This window comes from Pseudomonas sp. RU47, from assembly GCF_004011755.1.
In the GTDB taxonomy this organism is placed as follows: Bacteria; Pseudomonadota; Gammaproteobacteria; order Pseudomonadales; family Pseudomonadaceae; genus Aquipseudomonas.
The window spans coordinates 3,280,957-3,296,166 of record NZ_CP022411.1 but is presented as its reverse complement, the minus strand read 5'-3'; the positions used below and the strand labels follow the sequence as shown (position 1 = coordinate 3,296,166).

Sequence of the window (15,210 nt, the reverse complement as noted above, 5' to 3'; positions counted from 1 at the left end):
CATCATATTCTCAGTCTTGTGACCAATATCGTCAATAGTCACACCCTACATCCTTACCACCTGCGAGATCGAACCACGAATCGACCGACAGGCCCGACTAAAAACGGTAGCTCACAGAAGTCCCAAGCCCGCTCGCACTGTTCTTGTATCTGGCACTGTAGGCACCTCTCGATGCCGAGGTGTCGTTAACCTCGACGCTCTCCTCCCAAAGGTAGGAATAAGCCAGGTCGATCGTGACATTTTCCACCGGCGTCCAGCCCGCCCCGAAGCTGAGCACCTTGCGGTCGCCCGTCGGAATGCGCGGCCCCCGATTGGTGTTGTTGGCCGGTGACTGATCAACCGAGAAACCGGCACGAAGTACCCATTGGTTATTCAATTGATAGGCCGCACCGATCGCGTGAGCCCAGGTGTCGTGCCAGTTCTGCTCTTCGCTAATCGTCCCCAACTGGCCACTCAGCAACGGCGGCAAGCCACTGTTCTCGATCGTCAGCTCCTTGAAGCGGCTCCAGCGCGTCCAGGTACTGCCGACATAAAGCGTCCAGTCGTTATTGAATTGATGCGTAACCGAAACGTCCACCGACTCCGGCGTGTCCACGTCCAGCGACGCGTCATAGCTGCGACCGCTCACGCCCAGCACGCTGAAGATGCCATCGGTGACCTTGGTTTTCGCATCCAGGTGGTAACTGACTTTGGAGTGATAGGTCAGCCCCAGGCGGGTCTGGTCTGTCGCCTGCACCAGCACACCGGCGTTGAAGCCCAGCGCGGTATCATCACCCGTGCTTTTCAGCTTGCCGTCATTACGCCCCGGGCTGAGTGGATTGGGCACCATGCCGGATATCTCGCCGCTGATACGGTTAATGGTCGGACCGAAGCCGATCGAGACTTTTTCGTTAAAGGCGTAGCTGATGGTCGGCTGGAAAGTCAGCGTGGTGACTTCACTCTTGTTGGCGTAATAGCGTCCGGCAAAACCACTGCCGTAGTCGGTGATCAGCCCGAACGGCACATAAAATCCGACGCCGAATGCCCAGTGGTCATCAATCGGTTTGACGTAATACCCCATGGGCACGGTGGTCGTTGGCACCATGTCGCCGTCTTCATTACCGCCGAACGTACTGCGCGTGCGGCTGATATCAGACTTGGCGAACAGCGTCGCCGCGCCCACGCTCACCTGCTCCCGTTTAAGCCGCGCCATGCCCGCCGGGTTGCCGTAGACCGTACTGGCGTCTTCGGCTGATGAAGATCGACCGGCAAAACCGGATCCCATCCCGCTGATGCTTTGTTCGTTGAGTGCAAAGCCACCGGCAAACACATTGGAAGACGCAAGCACGAAGGCCAGGCCCACGGGGCTCTTGAGCATTGTTTTTTTCATTATTGGACTCTATGGAGATCACTGGAATAGAACATCGAGCACTACAGCGAAACCATATTATCCATGTGACCGATTCAGTCAATGGTCACATAAGACTAAATTCAATGCCCTCCCGGCACTGATGTGCCGGTGGGCAGGAAACGTAATGAGGGGGATGTTGCCTTGACTCTAATCGCCTGAAAAGCTTGCTCAGCGATGGGTCAAGGCATCAGGCTGCGCAGGATGAGATTGGTGGTCAGCGTGGGCGCTTGCTCGATCAAATCCAGATTGTGTTGCAACAGCAGCGGATTGACGAAAGGTCGCAGCGCCAGATTGATCGACTCGACGGTCTCGTCCAGCGGCGTCTTGCGTTCGAACTCCCCCGCTTCTCGACCTTGACGCACGATGTCGAGGATAAAGGCCTTGATCTGCGCTTCATACACTTGCGCACTGTTCCAGCGCTCCGAGGCGGAAAACGCCGCGATGTCGTAGAGCTTGCGATCGTTGAAGAACAGGTCCACACCCGTGGCGATCACGGTTTTCACCAACCTGCGCAAACGCTCGGTGGCTGAAAGCGCTTCCGCGTTAACCGCGTGCTCGACTGCTGCAGCGATTTGTCCCAGACAGTTGGCGCAAATAGCCTCGCCAATCGCCTGCTTGGAATCAAAGAATTTATAGATGTAGGCCTTGGAAAAACCGATGGCCTTGGCCAGGTCGGAAACCGTGGTTTTACCGTAGCCGTATTGGCTGAAGTGCTCGTTGGCCGCGGCGACAATCTGGTCACGAATGTCGTGTTCGGCGGGGCCGCGAGTGCTCGGCGAGGAGGTAGAGAGGGATGGCTGATTCATGGGGGCAGCTTACTCACCCTATGAATGACTGACAACTCGCCGAGCATTGTTGAACGTGTCACACCACCGCGGCTTCAACCGTTCTGGAACGCCACGCAAACCCCAACACCATCAGCAGCCCCAGGCCCGCCATTGCCGCGCCGGCCAGGGAGATCGCCGGATAACCCAGCCCGCTGCTGATCACCGCGCCGCCCAGCGCCGCGCCAATCGCATTGCCGAAGTTGAACGCGCCGATGTTCACCGCCGAGGCCAGATTGGGCGCGTCCTTGGCCGCTTCCATGACGCGCATCTGTAGTGGCGGCACCAAAGCAAAGCTGGCAATACCCCAGATCAGAATGGCCACGGCGGCCGGCAGCGGCCAACGCATCAGTACGGTGAACGCCAACAAGACCAGAATCAGCACGCTCAGCGAGACGATCAGGGTGCGATCGATCGAGCGGTCAGCGGCCTTGCCGCACCACATGTTGCCCAGCGTCAACCCGACACCGTAAAGCATCAGCATCGCGGTGATGAAGGCGGTGGACGCATGGGTCTCGCTGCTGAGGATCGGTGCGATGTAGGTGAAGACGGTGAACATCGCGCTCGAGCCGACGACGGTCAGGGCCAGCGCGGCCAGCACCGGGCCGCGCCCCAACACTCGAATTTCTGCCATGACACCGACGCTTTGCGGCGCCCGCACGTTGGGCAAGGCGAACCACAACGCGGCCATGGTCACCACGCCGAGGCCGGTAATCCCCCAGAAAGCCGTGCGCCAACCAAACATTTCGCCAAACCAGGCGGCCAGCGGCACACCGCCGATGGTCGCCAGAGTCAGGCCCATGAACATCGCCGCAACCGCACCGGCACGTTTCTCCGGGGCGACCAGGGTGGCGGCGACGACGGAGCCAACGCCAAAGAAGGCACCGTGGTTCAGTGAGGTCACGACCCTGGCAACCATGAGGCTGTAGTAATCGGTGGCCAACGCTGACATCAGATTACCGAGGGTGAAAATCGCCATAAGCCCGATCAGCAGATAGCGCCGGGGAATCTTGCCGGTGGTCAGGGTCATCAGCGGTGCGCCGAGCAATACCCCCAGCGCATAAGCACTGACCAGCAAACCGGCAGCGGGAATGGAAACACCCAGATCCGCAGCGATACCCGGCAACATGCCCATGGGGGCGAATTCTGTGACGCCGATGCCGAAGGCACCGATGGCGAGTGCAACAAGTGGTGGATTGATACGCATGGAAAGCTCCTTATCTATGCCGCCAATGCTACGATCCCGTCTTTTCAGGCGGTAGATAGCATTTTTGGCAATCACCTTTGCGTAGGAGGCACAAGTGGATTTCAACGGCAGGTCAGGTGAAATGAGCGTGTTCACCACCGTCGCGCAGGAAGGCAGCCTCTCGGCGGCCGCGCGTGCGCTGGGCCTGACACCCTCGGCAGTCAGCCGGATCATTGCGCGCACCGAGCAACGGCTTGGCACTCGCTTGCTGCTGCGCAGCACCCGGGCGATCACCTTCACCGCCGAGGGCGAAGCGTTCCTGCGCGGCGCCCGGCGTATCCTCGCCGACATGGACGAGGTCGAAGAAGCCATTGCCGACCAAGGCGTGCCCAGAGGGCGATTGCGCGTCAGTGCCGCCCTTGGCCACGGCCGTCTGGCCATCGTTCCCTTGGTCGCAGCTTTCAGCGCCCGTTACCCGAACATCGTCGTCGACCTCACCCTCGGCGACGAAGTGGTCGACATTCTTGGCGGACAGGCCGACGTCGCGGTGCGCTTCGGCCATCTGCCCGACAGCCCGCTGACCGCACGCAGGATCGGCACTACCGGCCAGGTAGTAGTGGCATCGCCCGAGTATCTGCAGCGCCACGGCATCCCCCAGGAACCGGAGGACCTGTTGCAGCACAACTGCCTGCGCTTCAACTTCCGGCGTGCCGAACCCAACTGGCCATTCATCCGTGATGGCAAAGCGTTTTCCCTGAAGGTCAGCGGCAACATCGAATGCAGCAGTGGTGAAGCGCTGGCACAACTCGCGCGAATGGGCGCCGGCATTGCACGTATCGGAGAGTTCAGCGTGAGCGAGGATCTGCAGCGCGGCGACCTGATTGCGCTGTTGCAAGACTGGAACCCGGGGGATCAGGAACCGATTCATGCGGTATTCGTCGGTGGCCCGGCAATGCCGGCGCGGGTGCGATTGTTCGTCGACTTCTTGCTGGAGCATCACCGGATGTCAGCGCAGGTATAAGCTGATACTCGTGAAGTTGATGGCCGTCGTTAAAGACCGCTTTAGGTCAGGAACAGACATCTAAATACCCTCACTTGTATATTTCCGACAGACAAATCTTCACCACCAACGCGCAGAATCGGGAAGGTACACATTCATGGATCAGAAAAATGGCCAAGCCGGCACCGCCGACTGGGTCATCCGCAGTGTTCAGCCTGGGGGCATCGAGCGTATCGAAGCGTGGTTCGGCAGCCACGGCTACGATCCTCATCGACACGACACCTACTCGATCGGCCGTACGTTGGCGGGCGTTCAGAGCTTTCACTACGCAGGCTCGCTGCGCCACGGTGTTCCCGGCAACACGCTCGTGCTTCACCCCGACGAACTCCACGATGGCATGGCCGGCACTGACGCAGGCTTTCGTTATCGAATGGCCTACGTTGATCCGTCATTGATCCAGAACGTTCTGGGTGGGGAACCCTTGCCCTTTATCGCAGGGGGACTGTCGAGCGATCCGCGTCTGTTCCAGGCCAGTGAAGCATTCGTGCAAGCGGTGGATCATCCACTGGAAATACTGGAGGAACAGGACGCGCTGTATGACCTGGCGATGGCGTTGCGTGCGGTCGGCGGCAAGCCGCGCGGGCGCAAGCGTCTGGATTACCGCGCAGCCGAGCGCGCCAGAGCATTCATCCTGGAACATCTGCACACATGCATTTCGCTGGAGATGCTGGAACATGCCAGTGGGCGCGAACGCTGGAGCCTGTCACGCGACTTCAGAACACTTTACGGTACGAGCCCTTACCGATTTGTCACCCTGCGCCGTCTGGATCGGTTCCGCGCATTGGTGCTTGAAGGTTTCACCTTGGTGGATGCGGCCCTCGTCGCGGGTTTCCACGATCAAAGTCATATGACGCGACACTTCAGCCGCTGCTACGGAGTTCCGCCCATGCGCTGGCTGGAACGATTGCGGGCCGCGCGCTGACTTGCAGGATCGTACAAGAGCGCCCTGCTCCATGCTCTATAGGATGACGACTTCGACCAAAGAGGATCCGTCATGTCAAAGCTCCGTCATCAACAATCATCAGTTCCTGTAAACCTGGCACGTAAAGCGTCGCTCATCGAACAGCAATGGAGTCCCAGGGTTGTTGCAGAGATGAATGACTACCAGTTCAAGGTTGTGCGAATCGAAGGCGAATTCATCTGGCACTCACATCCTGAGACCGACGAAGCATTTCTTGTCCTGGAGGGCACCTTGCGCATCGACCTGCCGGATGGCTGCGTCTATGTGAGCCCGGGTGAACTGTATGTAGTACCCCGTGGTGTTGAACATCGGACGGCTGCTAAAGGTGAAACAAAACTGATGATGATCGAGCCACGAGGTATTTTGAATACCGGGCATGAAGATGGTGAAAGAACGGCCTTGAACGACGTCTGGATATAATCCAGCACCATCCTGTGCGATGTCTGCGCTGAGTTGGAAATAGTTGACCTTGACCGCAGCTATCGGCCATTAGCAGACGTTACTGAACGACCGGAGCCGCGTGTCCGTTTTGACTTGGATCAACCAGTCGATGCAACACCCTGCTGATTCGACACTGAATACTTCTGCATCGACCTGGTTGAAACCAACGTATATATACGCAGCCTTATTTATTAAACTTGTTGAGGCTCGACAGTCTCACATCCCCGTAGAGAACTCAGGTGGATGTTTGATTGCAGTTCGTATCGTACGCAAGGCGTCATCGTATTGGCAAAGAACATGCAAAGCCCAATCGGCACGTGCGCGGATGCGAACATCATTTTCATCTGAAGGGCATTCACTGTTAAGCATTGATTCAACGTTTCTTATAATCAGTTGCTCAGGCAAATACAGGATCCGGCTATTTTTATAGCTCGAAGCACGTAACTCTGTAATTGGATAGGCTCCCCCAAGTCCAGCCGAAACGCCAACCAGAAGCGCGGGCTTATGTCCTAGTTCGCTGAGCCCTGCGTACAAAAAGAAGTTCTTCAGGGCCGGGCAAGCCATGCCGTTCCACTCAGGGCTAATCACGATCAATGCTGTTGCTTTTTTGAGGATGGATTGCTGGACACTCCAGGCTTTCTGAGTGTCTTCTTCTGGCCACAGCGGTAGCGGGCTCGACGCCAGATCTATTAGTTCGCTTGAGTCACAAAGCTCAAGTGTTTCTAACCGCTCGCGCAGATAATGGGCAACTTTGATTGATTGACTGTTGAATCTATTCGATCCAGACAGCAGAACGATATGACGACTCATTGTGCAACCTTCTGTTTAGCTTCACTTACCTTGGGTGCCGTGCGATGGGAGCGAACGATTGGCCAGAACAATTCTTCTTTCCAGGTTATCGGTGACAAGTGTTCGATACCGTATGCTGGCGGACGTCTACGGGTAATTTTGGCTGTTCCGAACAACACATCCCATAAGAACAACAGGTTACCGAAATTACCTTTGTAGTGAGTCACGCCGTCCTCTGCAGTCAAACCGTGATGCGCAGAATGAGTGGATGGAGTGGAGATGGTTCGCTCCAGAACCCAAATGATCGGCCGTAAAGCACGAATGCGATAAAGTTTTTCGTCCCATGCAACATTGCTGTGCGCCGCGAAGATCACAGTCATTTTTATAACCAAATAAACATAATAAACGGGTGCGAGCCCCAGATAAATCAACACGCCAGATAGCCAGATACCTGGCATCAAGAGATAGTAGAAACTATTGTTGCGATAGACGATGCGAATACTCATATAGGGTGCGGAATGATGTGCGCGATGCAATGCATAAAGAGCGGGAATCCGATGAGTCAGGCGATGCCACCAATATTGGGTCATGTCATCCAGCAGTAGAAACAACGCAAATCCTGCGATCCATGGAATAGAGGACAGCGCGCCCTTCATTTCCGGGATGGCATGATTCAATATCATGCCACTTAGCCACATGACTAAAGGGAATGTGACCATCACTAATATTCCGGAACCGATGACTTCAATGAGTACGTCACGTTTACTACCTGACGACTGACGAAGCGACGAACAAGCGAGTTCCAGTAAAATGAAGAAGAGGAAAATCCCGGCTACTATCACAATGGGTTGATTGACGAGCATTGTTGTATTCATGGCACTCTCGATTTAGGCCCTTCCGGGCAATGCCCTTTCATTAGAAACCTGCGAGCAAGTCCTCCCAATGCGAGAAATGGACAAAATTGAGCTAGAACCGGCCAAGCGCCCACCCCAACGCTTTCATCGCGGCAGGTTGGGCCAGGTATTGGAGCGCTTCCTTGATAGCCAGGTTGCCCGGAAAAGTACGGATTACAACCTGATCGAACTGGATCAACTGTGGCGCGAAGCGGCACGTATCGATCCGGCGATCGGATTAAAATTGTTCGCGCTATTCACACCCCAGGACTGGCATGTCCTGGCTTATCTTTGCCTGTACAGTCCAGATATTTTGTCAGCCATGCACCTTTGGGCCCGGTACGCACCTCTTGCCTCGGACACAGACAATGTAAGGTTGGTTAATGACGAAAACGGCGTCGGAGTCGAACTGAACGTCGATGCGCCAGGAGAGTTGGCGCGGTATGTCGTCGAACACTACGGGGTGATGTCCATCGCGCAGTTACGACGAGGTACAGGACACAATGTGCAGCCGATTTTGGCAAAGTTCACTCATTCGCGTCCGTCGTATTACAAGCAGTACACCCAATGGTTTGGTGATCGAGTCGAGTTTGACTGCTCGATCAACTGCTTCTATTTTCATCCTCGAAGCTTAAGCCTGCCAATGCAAACCCGTCATCACGGGATGTTGGAATTATTAACGCAGGAACTGGATCGACGGATTGCCGCGCATCGGAATTTCAGTGGTTGGTCAGCCAAGGTTGCTGAAGGAGCGCGACGATCTCTAGCGAGACGTGAAATTCCCAATCTGGACAATCTGGCGAAGTCGCTCCACCAGACGCCAAGGACCTTGCGCAGACGGCTGGAAGAGCAAGGTACAACCTTCAGACAATTGCTCGATCAGATTCGCGCAGAATTGGAAATGCATCTTGAATTGCAAGGAGAGTCATCAACGGAGATTGCAGCGCAACTAGGTTACAGCGATTTGACGGCGTATCTCCACGCCCGAAGCCGATGGCGTGACATGAAATAAGGTGGCGGCCCGATTTTTTCGTAACCGCAGCGCCATCTCAAAAATTCGCCTCATCCGCGCGGTTGATTGCGCTCGTGCAGTTTCAACCCCCTTCACCTCTCAACATCGCCATGATTCAAACCAGAGATTCCAGTTTGTCGTCACAGACGGCAGAACGCCTGAGTTCCAGGATCGTGCGTTCATGCACTGCTCCCCACTCTCGCATCGCACTCACCAATGGCGCGAGTGAGTTACCTAACGATGTAAGCGAATACTCCACTTTGGGTGGCACCTCGCGATAGATTTCGCGATGAATCACCCCGTCAGTCTCCAGTTCTCTGAGCTGGAGTGTGAGCATCCTCTGCGTGATATCTGGAATCAGCCGACGCAGCTCGTTGAAGCGCTTCGTGCCTGACATCAGGTGAAAAAGTATGAGCGATTTCCACTTTCCACCAATGACATCGACAGTGAACGCGACGGGACACGCGAAAGCCTCGATTTCATCCTGAGGGTTACATTTTTTCACTGTTATCACCTAGGTATAAAAAGTGTGCCTACCGCACAAAATTGTGCGTACTTACGACAATGTGCTGCAAAAGTTAGCATGGATTCCATATTCACCACTATGGAATCGGACAGATGAGTTTGTTGTTATCACCCTATGAAATTAAGGGCCTCACCCTGAAAAACCGGGTCGTCATGTCCCCTATGTGCATGCACATGGCGGCGGATGATGGTTTCGTCACTGACTGGCACCGCGTTCATTACGGCGCTCGTGCTCTGGGTCAGGCGGCGCTGATTTTTCCCGAAACGCTGGCCATTCAGGCTGACGGTCGTATTGGAGCCGGTGACCTTGGCATCTGGAGCGATGAGCACGTTGTCGGCTTGAAGGCGCTAACAGAATTGCTTCACGGTTTTGGTGCAAAAGCCGGCGCTCAGATCGGCCATGCGGGGCGCAACGCTGACCTGCCCGGTCTGATTCACATCGCGCCATCGGCGATTCCATTTACGCAAACCAGCCCTGTTCCTCGCGAACTTGCGGCTGATGAGATTCCGGGTCTGGTTAAACTTTTTGGCGATGCCGCACGGCGTGCCAGCGACGCTGGGTTCGATGTGCTGGAAATCCATGCCGCGCACGGCTACTTATTGAGTGAGTTCCTTTCGCCGCTGGCCAACAACCGTGACGATGAATATGGCGGTGATGCCAAGCGTCGCTATCGCTTCCTGCGCGAGGTGCTGGAAGAGGTCAAAACTCATTGGGGAGATCGCCCTCTGTTCGTGCGCATCTCCAGTTCTGATTACGCCGAAGGCGGAAACACGCCCGAGTCGTTTCTCGAATATGGTCGCTGGATGAAAGAACAGGGGGTTGACTTGATCGACTGCAGCTCCGGTGGGATCAAAATGGTCAAGGTCGAGACCTACCCGGGTTACCAAGTACCGGCCGCTGAATTACTCCGTAAGGAGTTGCATATAGCAACAGGCGCTGTGGGTGTGATTCAGAGTGGACGTCAGGCTGAAGAAATCTTGCAGAACGGCCGAGCTGATCTGGTGTTTGTCGGGCGGCAAATGCTCCGAGATCCATTCTGGGTTCGCAGCGCTGCAGATGATCTTAAAGAAATCATTGAGATTCCTGCCGCCTACACACGTTATGGATCTGTCTGGCTTGACACCAGAGCCTGATGCCTTTTTTGCACTAATCCTATGAAGCAGGAGCAAGCACATGAGCAAACCGACTTACGTGGAAGAATACCAAGCCATCACCGAGGTGCTTAACCAGTACATTGAGGGCTGCAAGCAGGCCAAAAGCAGCATCATGAAGCCGGCTTTCAGTGAACAAGCGACCATGTTCAGCGTCGATGGCGACGGTAAGCTGGCGGGCGGCGCAATTTCAATCCTGTTCGACGGGATCGACAAGGGTTTCCGCCCTTCTCCTGATGCACCGGCGGCTATCGTTCGCGTCGAAGTCGTCGGTACGGCGGCGAGCGCTCGCATCGACGCCAACGACATGTCAGGCATCTCTTTCACCGACTTTTTTCATCTGCTGAAAGTTGATGGCAAGTGGACTGTGATTAGCAAGATTTTTCAAACTCATGTAGCGCCTTGATGGAATGGGTCGCCCGACGGCCCCTGCTTATGCGTTGACATCGGAATCTGAGCCTCGTCCGGCTCAGATTCTGGTGGCGAACAAGCTGCGATGAGCGAGAAAAAAGGCGCCAGAATTGGCGCCTTCACGTTATCAAGCGACTTTGATCACAACCTTCCCAAATGCTCCCCTCGCGAGATGCTCGTAAGCTTCTCGTGCTTTTTCGAACGGATATACCTGATCGATCACGGGACGGATTTCGTGCTCGTTGAGGAAAGTATTCATCCGGTCGAATGACGAACGCGGCGCCACGGCGATTCCGCGAATGGTTGTCTGGCGGAAAATGAGTGGCATCAGATTGAGTTCAACGGTTTGTCCTGTCAGAAAGCCGATCTGCGCAATACGCCCCGATGCCTTGGTTGCTGCGACTGATTGGTTGATGCCACTGCCACCGGCCACATCGAGTAGCAGATCCACGCCCTTGCCTTCGGTCAGCTTCAGCACTTCGTCCGCCCACTTCGGCGTCGTTCTGTAATTGATGCCCGCCACAGCCCCCAGCCCCTTCACGGTTTGCAGATTCTGGTCGCTGCTCGATGTTGCGATTACCTTTGCGCCCAGTGCAGTAGCGATCTGCACGGCAAATATCGATACACCTCCAGTGCCTTGAACCAATACGGTTTGGCCCGGCTGGATTTTTCCAAAGTCCACCAGCGAATACCAGGCTGTGAGCGCAGCAATAGGCAGTGTTGCCGCCTCTTCGTCGCTCATGTTGTCGGGTGCACCGACGGCGCTGTCTTCATGGATGATCATGTACTCGGCCAGACCGCCGGGTAACGGTGAACCGAAGCAGTAATCGGGTTCGTTAGGCCCTGGCTCGCCATCCAGCCAGCGTGAATAAAGGTGGGAGTTGACGCGATCACCGACTTTAAAGCGCGTGACCTCGGCACCAATGGCGACCACCGTGCCGGCTGCATCACTTACGGGAATCAGCGGTTTTGGAACCCTGTGCGGTTCATAAATGCCGTCGACGATAGCCTTGTCGCGAAAGTTGAGCGAGACAGCACCGACCTTCACCAGTAACTCGCCGGCCTTGGGTTGCGGGGTCGCAACCTCTCCCAATTGCAGGTTGTCGAGTCCGAAATCTTTCAATAACCACGCTTTCATTGCCAATCTCCAAATACACATCAATGGCCTCGAACCAGAACCGGTTCTGCCTTGGCTGCATTTTTCGCTTTTGAAGGTGCGCAATAAATGCGTGGAAAAAGACATGATTGTTCTATTCTTGGATAACAATCATGTTCAACCTCTTGATTCACTCGGGTGTCATAGGAAAGCGTCATGGAATTGCTTCAATCGATGCGACTGTTCGCCAGGCTTGCCGAACTTGGCAGCTTTACCAAAGCCGCCGAATCGCTGGACATCGGGCGACCTCAGGTGACTCGGTATATCCAGGAGTTGGAAAAGTCACTGGGCGTGCGCTTGTTCCAGCGCACCACGAGAAAGGTCGCCCTCACCGCCGAGGGCGAGAGGTTCTATGAGCGGGTACAGGAAATTCTGGCGGATATTTCTGCTGCGACCTCAATGTTTGATCGATCCGGAATAACGCTCACAGGCCGACTTCGCGTCGATATCCCAAGCGCCTTCGCACAGATGAAATTCATCAATAGCCTTAAAGAATTCACCGTCTGCTACCCAGGCATCAACATGATTCTGGGCGTGACTGATCGGGCCGTCGACTTGATCGGCGAAGGCGTCGACTGTGCGTTGCGTATCGGCGATCTACCGGATTCGAGCTTGATCGCTCGGCCCGTTGCGATGGCGACGATGGTGACGTGTGCCGCGCCCGGGTATTTGAAAGAGCATGGCGAACCCAAGACACTCGAGGATCTGGCCTCCCATCGAGGTGTCAACTTCTTGTCCGGTCAGAGCAACAGAATATTGCCCTGGCATTTTTCGGTAAAAGCTCAGGATCGGTCCTTTGTGCCTGACGCCGGCATCACCGTCACCGAGTCGAATGCGTACGTTCAGTGTGGCGTGTCGGGCTTCGGAATAATTCAGGCGCCCGGGATCGCCGTGGCCAAGCATTTGGAAAGTCGCGGTTTGGTGGAAATTCTAAAACCCTATCGGCCAGCCCCTCGTCCCGTGTCATTGCTATACCCGAGCCGGACTCATCTTGCGCCCCAGGTTCAAGTTTTTATTGAGTGGCTGCAAGTGCGTTTTCCGCAGCTTCATTCTGACTGGCTGGAACTATAGCGATTGAGCTGTGTGAACGGTGGTTATGGGCAGAACCGATCCTCCCTGAACGTCCCTTCTTCCCCTATTCACACAACACCCCTTATGTAACCCAAAAACACGCCGATACCGTCCAGCAGCACGGAAGCACCGCAGCAGCACTGACTCCCTAGAAGGAAGGAACCCGAACAATGTTGGAATACCTCTGGCGCAGCATCCACTCCCCGGACTACTTGCCCAACGTACTGGACTGGATGCTCCATATTCTCCTCAGCCCGTTCATGGTGATCATGTGCCTGATGGTCGGCGCGCTGGCCGGTAAATGGTGGAGAGCAGTGCCTTACGGCAGCCTGACTTGTTATGTGGTCTTTCTGAGCCGGTCTTCTTTCTATCGGTGGGAAAGCATTTTCCCCGTAGCCGGTCTGCCTGCACTGGCAATCGATGGCGCGCTATTGGCGCTCCTCGGCTTTTATTTGAAAGGCGTACTAAGAACCCGCGCAGAAGCAAAACCCGAAGGCCATTGGCTGCGCAGGCTTTATCAAGGCCTTAAGGTCTTCATGCTGACAGTCATGGTGATGTTCTGGGGAGTCGTCGTGCTGTTTGTCGTGGTCTTCACTGTCTCGGTCGCTACCCAACCGTCATTGGTGCACTGAGCAGCCTTCCGCTGGCCAGGGTCTGTACGAAAAAGTGCCCGGTGGTTAGCGTTCAAATCGTCCAGACGCTGGATGCTTTTTTCCACTCGCAGCCCCTACAAGCTGACGCCATTCGCGCCAATGCGAACGCTGAACGCCTCGTATTTGCCTAAGGCCTGCCGCGTGAGTAGAATGCGATTAATTATCAATCATGTACTTTCCGGGGATTCGATGCGCAGCGATGAAACGCTAGGTACTGCAGATCTGGGGTTGCTCTATCGCACCCACCATTCGTGGTTACACGGCTGGCTGATCCGACGCATTGGATGTCGCGATAACGCAGCAGATTTGGCGCAGGACACCTTCGTACGTCTGCTCAAATCCCGTCAGACCAGCCCCTTGCGCGAACCACGTGCCTATTTGAGCAGTATCGCCCGTGGACTGATGATTGATCAGTATCGTCGTCGCGAACTCGAGCGTGCCTACCTGGAAAGCGTCACGTTGCTGCCTCAACACGAGGTTCCCTCGGAAGAAAGCCGGCTGCTGATTCTTGATGCGCTGGAGCGCATAGACCGCATGCTCAGTTTGCTTAAACCAAGGGTTCGCCAGGCGTTTTTATTCGCCCGACTCGACGGTCTGACGTGCGCGCAAATAGCCGAAAAGCTCGGTGTTTCCCGGGCGACGATTGAGCGCGACCTGGCCACGGCCCTGCAACACTGCTATCGCTTGCGTTATGTCGAGGCCTGAGTCGCAGGCGCTGGATCCGGCCATTGTTGATCAGGCGATTCAATGGCTGGTGCGCCTGCGCTTCAATCAAGCCGATGAACAAACACAGCACTCTTTTGAGCACTGGCTGCAGCAGCGCCCAGAGCATGTATTGGCGTGGCAGCGTGTGGAAACGCTTGGGGATGAATTTGCCGGCGTACCCGCTCAACTGGCGCGACAAACCCTCAATGGCAGCCATCAGGGAATGCGGCGGCGGGACGGCCTGAAGCTACTGGGCATATTGGCGACCGTTGGCACGGCAGCCTGGCTTGGCCGGGATTACACACCCGTACCCGCCATGCTTGCGCAGCAGCTCAGCAGCACCGGCGAGCAACGTCGCTTCCAACTCGATGATGGCAGCCTCATCCAGCTCAATAGCGATAGCGCCGTCGACAGCGATTTCGACGCCCAGCGACGCCTGATCATCCTGCGACGGGGTGAAATCATCGTGAATGTCGGCGCCGATCAACACTCGCCGCAAGCGCGACCGTTCTGGGTGCAATCACGTGACGGGATCATGCTCGCTCACAGTTCTCGTTTTCTGGCACGCGAACGTGACGAAGGCACGCTGGTCGCGGCTCAGGAAGGATCAGTCACGGTGTTCCCCGGCTCCAGTCAATGTCCTGCGAGCCGCAGCGTCCAGGCAGGCAATCAGCTGCTGTTTACATCAAGTAGCGTCCGAACGTTCAGCGACAACGGCCTTGATCTGTGGAGCTGGGGTGACGGCGTGATCAGTGCGCGCAATATGCGCCTCAAGGATTTCATCGTGGAGTTGTCGCGCTATCGCCCCGGGGTATTGCGCTGCGCCGAAGAGGTCGCGGATCGCCGCGTTTCCGGCACCTTCCAGCTCGCCGACAACGATCAGGTCCTGGCATTGATCGCGCAGTCACTGCGCTTGCACATCGATTACCGAACCCGTTACTGGGTGACCGTGACCGCTGCCACCTGAGCCCATCAAAACTA

17 protein-coding genes are annotated in these 15,210 nt (G+C 55.8%); 10 read left to right on the top strand and 7 right to left on the bottom strand.

What is annotated here, in order from left to right; genetic code table 11:
- Positions 1–97: 97 nt before the first annotated feature.
- The 3 genes from CCX46_RS14885 to CCX46_RS14875 form a co-directional block, all read right to left on the bottom strand.
- Positions 98–1,369 (bottom strand): OmpP1/FadL family transporter, encoded by a 1,272-nt coding sequence (locus CCX46_RS14885; protein ID WP_127927593.1) that lies wholly within the window; start codon positions 1,367–1,369, stop codon positions 98–100.
- Positions 1,370–1,569: 200 nt separating this feature from the next.
- On the bottom strand, positions 1,570–2,196 hold the full coding sequence (locus tag CCX46_RS14880) for a TetR/AcrR family transcriptional regulator (protein ID WP_127927591.1): 627 nt from the start codon (positions 2,194–2,196) through the stop codon (positions 1,570–1,572).
- Between the two features lie 58 nt (positions 2,197–2,254).
- Positions 2,255–3,421 (bottom strand): MFS transporter, encoded by a 1,167-nt coding sequence (locus tag CCX46_RS14875; RefSeq protein WP_127927589.1) that lies wholly within the window; start codon positions 3,419–3,421, stop codon positions 2,255–2,257.
- A gap of 94 nt (positions 3,422–3,515) precedes the next feature.
- On the opposite strand from CCX46_RS14875, the gene CCX46_RS14870 reads away from it, so the two are divergent.
- The 3 genes from CCX46_RS14870 (at position 3,516) to CCX46_RS14860 (ending at position 5,841) form a co-directional block, all read left to right on the top strand.
- A complete protein-coding gene (locus tag CCX46_RS14870; RefSeq protein WP_127927586.1) occupies positions 3,516–4,421 on the top strand; it encodes a LysR family transcriptional regulator in 906 nt (301 codons plus the stop codon).
- 136 nt (positions 4,422–4,557) lie between these two features.
- Complete coding sequence (locus CCX46_RS14865; RefSeq protein WP_127927584.1) at positions 4,558–5,382, top strand: AraC family transcriptional regulator; 825 nt, start codon at positions 4,558–4,560, stop codon at positions 5,380–5,382.
- Between the two features lie 72 nt (positions 5,383–5,454).
- Positions 5,455–5,841, top strand: coding sequence for a cupin domain-containing protein (locus tag CCX46_RS14860; protein ID WP_127927582.1), 387 nt, complete (start codon positions 5,455–5,457; stop codon positions 5,839–5,841).
- Positions 5,842–6,078: 237 nt separating this feature from the next.
- Here the strand turns inward: CCX46_RS14860 and CCX46_RS14855 are convergent, their stop codons facing one another.
- Both CCX46_RS14855 and CCX46_RS14850 read right to left on the bottom strand, forming a co-directional pair.
- Positions 6,079–6,672, bottom strand: a complete 594-nt coding sequence (locus CCX46_RS14855; RefSeq protein WP_127927579.1) for an NADPH-dependent FMN reductase — start codon at positions 6,670–6,672, stop codon at positions 6,079–6,081.
- Positions 6,669–7,526, bottom strand: a complete 858-nt coding sequence (locus CCX46_RS14850) for a sterol desaturase family protein (protein WP_127927577.1) — start codon at positions 7,524–7,526, stop codon at positions 6,669–6,671. Before CCX46_RS14850 ends, CCX46_RS14855 begins: the two co-directional genes overlap by 4 nt.
- 67 nt (positions 7,527–7,593) lie before the next feature.
- On the opposite strand from CCX46_RS14850, the gene CCX46_RS14845 reads away from it, so the two are divergent.
- The gene (locus CCX46_RS14845; protein ID WP_127927574.1) at positions 7,594–8,556 is read left to right on the top strand and encodes an AraC family transcriptional regulator ligand-binding domain-containing protein; all 963 of its coding nucleotides are present in this window, start codon (positions 7,594–7,596) and stop codon (positions 8,554–8,556) included.
- 115 nt (positions 8,557–8,671) lie between these two features.
- On the opposite strand, the gene CCX46_RS14840 is transcribed toward CCX46_RS14845, so the two are convergent.
- Positions 8,672–9,061, bottom strand: coding sequence for a winged helix-turn-helix transcriptional regulator (locus tag CCX46_RS14840; protein ID WP_127927549.1), 390 nt, complete (start codon positions 9,059–9,061; stop codon positions 8,672–8,674).
- 113 nt (positions 9,062–9,174) lie between these two features.
- Between CCX46_RS14840 and namA the strand changes: the two genes are divergently transcribed.
- Positions 9,175–10,215, top strand: a complete 1,041-nt coding sequence (namA, locus tag CCX46_RS14835) for an NADPH dehydrogenase NamA (RefSeq protein WP_127927547.1) — start codon at positions 9,175–9,177, stop codon at positions 10,213–10,215.
- Positions 10,216–10,255: 40 nt separating this feature from the next.
- Positions 10,256–10,639, top strand: coding sequence for a nuclear transport factor 2 family protein (locus CCX46_RS14830; RefSeq protein ID WP_127927545.1), 384 nt, complete (start codon positions 10,256–10,258; stop codon positions 10,637–10,639).
- Between the two features lie 132 nt (positions 10,640–10,771).
- Here CCX46_RS14830 and CCX46_RS14825 read toward each other — a convergent pair whose 3' ends face one another.
- Entirely contained in the window at positions 10,772–11,782 is a 1,011-nt protein-coding gene (locus CCX46_RS14825; protein WP_127930399.1) for a zinc-dependent alcohol dehydrogenase family protein, read from the bottom strand.
- A gap of 174 nt (positions 11,783–11,956) precedes the next feature.
- Between CCX46_RS14825 and CCX46_RS14820 the strand changes: the two genes are divergently transcribed.
- The 4 genes from CCX46_RS14820 to CCX46_RS14805 all read left to right on the top strand — a co-directional run bounded on the left by CCX46_RS14820 (position 11,957) and on the right by CCX46_RS14805 (position 15,196).
- The gene (locus CCX46_RS14820) at positions 11,957–12,871 is read left to right on the top strand and encodes a LysR family transcriptional regulator (protein ID WP_127927543.1); all 915 of its coding nucleotides are present in this window, start codon (positions 11,957–11,959) and stop codon (positions 12,869–12,871) included.
- 170 nt (positions 12,872–13,041) lie between these two features.
- Positions 13,042–13,503 (top strand): hypothetical protein, encoded by a 462-nt coding sequence (locus tag CCX46_RS14815; protein ID WP_127927541.1) that lies wholly within the window; start codon positions 13,042–13,044, stop codon positions 13,501–13,503.
- 210 nt (positions 13,504–13,713) lie between these two features.
- Positions 13,714–14,229 (top strand): sigma-70 family RNA polymerase sigma factor, encoded by a 516-nt coding sequence (locus CCX46_RS14810; protein ID WP_122598327.1) that lies wholly within the window; start codon positions 13,714–13,716, stop codon positions 14,227–14,229.
- On the top strand, positions 14,216–15,196 hold the full coding sequence (locus CCX46_RS14805; protein ID WP_127927538.1) for a FecR domain-containing protein: 981 nt from the start codon (positions 14,216–14,218) through the stop codon (positions 15,194–15,196). The genes CCX46_RS14810 and CCX46_RS14805 overlap by 14 nt, the downstream gene beginning before the upstream one ends.
- The last annotated feature ends 14 nt before the right edge of the window (positions 15,197–15,210 follow it).

Coding starts and splice junctions, on each gene's coding strand:
- CCX46_RS14885 (WP_127927593.1), bottom strand. CDS start 1,369: ATGAAAAAAACAATGCTCAAGAGCCCCGTGGGCCTGGCCTTCGTGCTT.
- CCX46_RS14880 (WP_127927591.1), bottom strand. CDS start 2,196: ATGAATCAGCCATCCCTCTCTACCTCCTCGCCGAGCACTCGCGGCCCC.
- CCX46_RS14875 (WP_127927589.1), bottom strand. CDS start 3,421: ATGCGTATCAATCCACCACTTGTTGCACTCGCCATCGGTGCCTTCGGC.
- CCX46_RS14865 (WP_127927584.1), top strand. CDS start 4,558: ATGGATCAGAAAAATGGCCAAGCCGGCACCGCCGACTGGGTCATCCGC.
- CCX46_RS14860 (WP_127927582.1), top strand. CDS start 5,455: ATGTCAAAGCTCCGTCATCAACAATCATCAGTTCCTGTAAACCTGGCA.
- CCX46_RS14855 (WP_127927579.1), bottom strand. CDS start 6,672: ATGAGTCGTCATATCGTTCTGCTGTCTGGATCGAATAGATTCAACAGT.
- CCX46_RS14850 (WP_127927577.1), bottom strand. CDS start 7,526: ATGAATACAACAATGCTCGTCAATCAACCCATTGTGATAGTAGCCGGG.
- CCX46_RS14845 (WP_127927574.1), top strand. CDS start 7,594: ATGCGAGAAATGGACAAAATTGAGCTAGAACCGGCCAAGCGCCCACCC.
- namA (WP_127927547.1), top strand. CDS start 9,175: ATGAGTTTGTTGTTATCACCCTATGAAATTAAGGGCCTCACCCTGAAA.
- CCX46_RS14830 (WP_127927545.1), top strand. CDS start 10,256: ATGAGCAAACCGACTTACGTGGAAGAATACCAAGCCATCACCGAGGTG.
- CCX46_RS14825 (WP_127930399.1), bottom strand. CDS start 11,782: ATGAAAGCGTGGTTATTGAAAGATTTCGGACTCGACAACCTGCAATTG.
- CCX46_RS14820 (WP_127927543.1), top strand. CDS start 11,957: ATGGAATTGCTTCAATCGATGCGACTGTTCGCCAGGCTTGCCGAACTT.
- CCX46_RS14815 (WP_127927541.1), top strand. CDS start 13,042: ATGTTGGAATACCTCTGGCGCAGCATCCACTCCCCGGACTACTTGCCC.
- CCX46_RS14810 (WP_122598327.1), top strand. CDS start 13,714: ATGCGCAGCGATGAAACGCTAGGTACTGCAGATCTGGGGTTGCTCTAT.
- CCX46_RS14805 (WP_127927538.1), top strand. CDS start 14,216: ATGTCGAGGCCTGAGTCGCAGGCGCTGGATCCGGCCATTGTTGATCAG.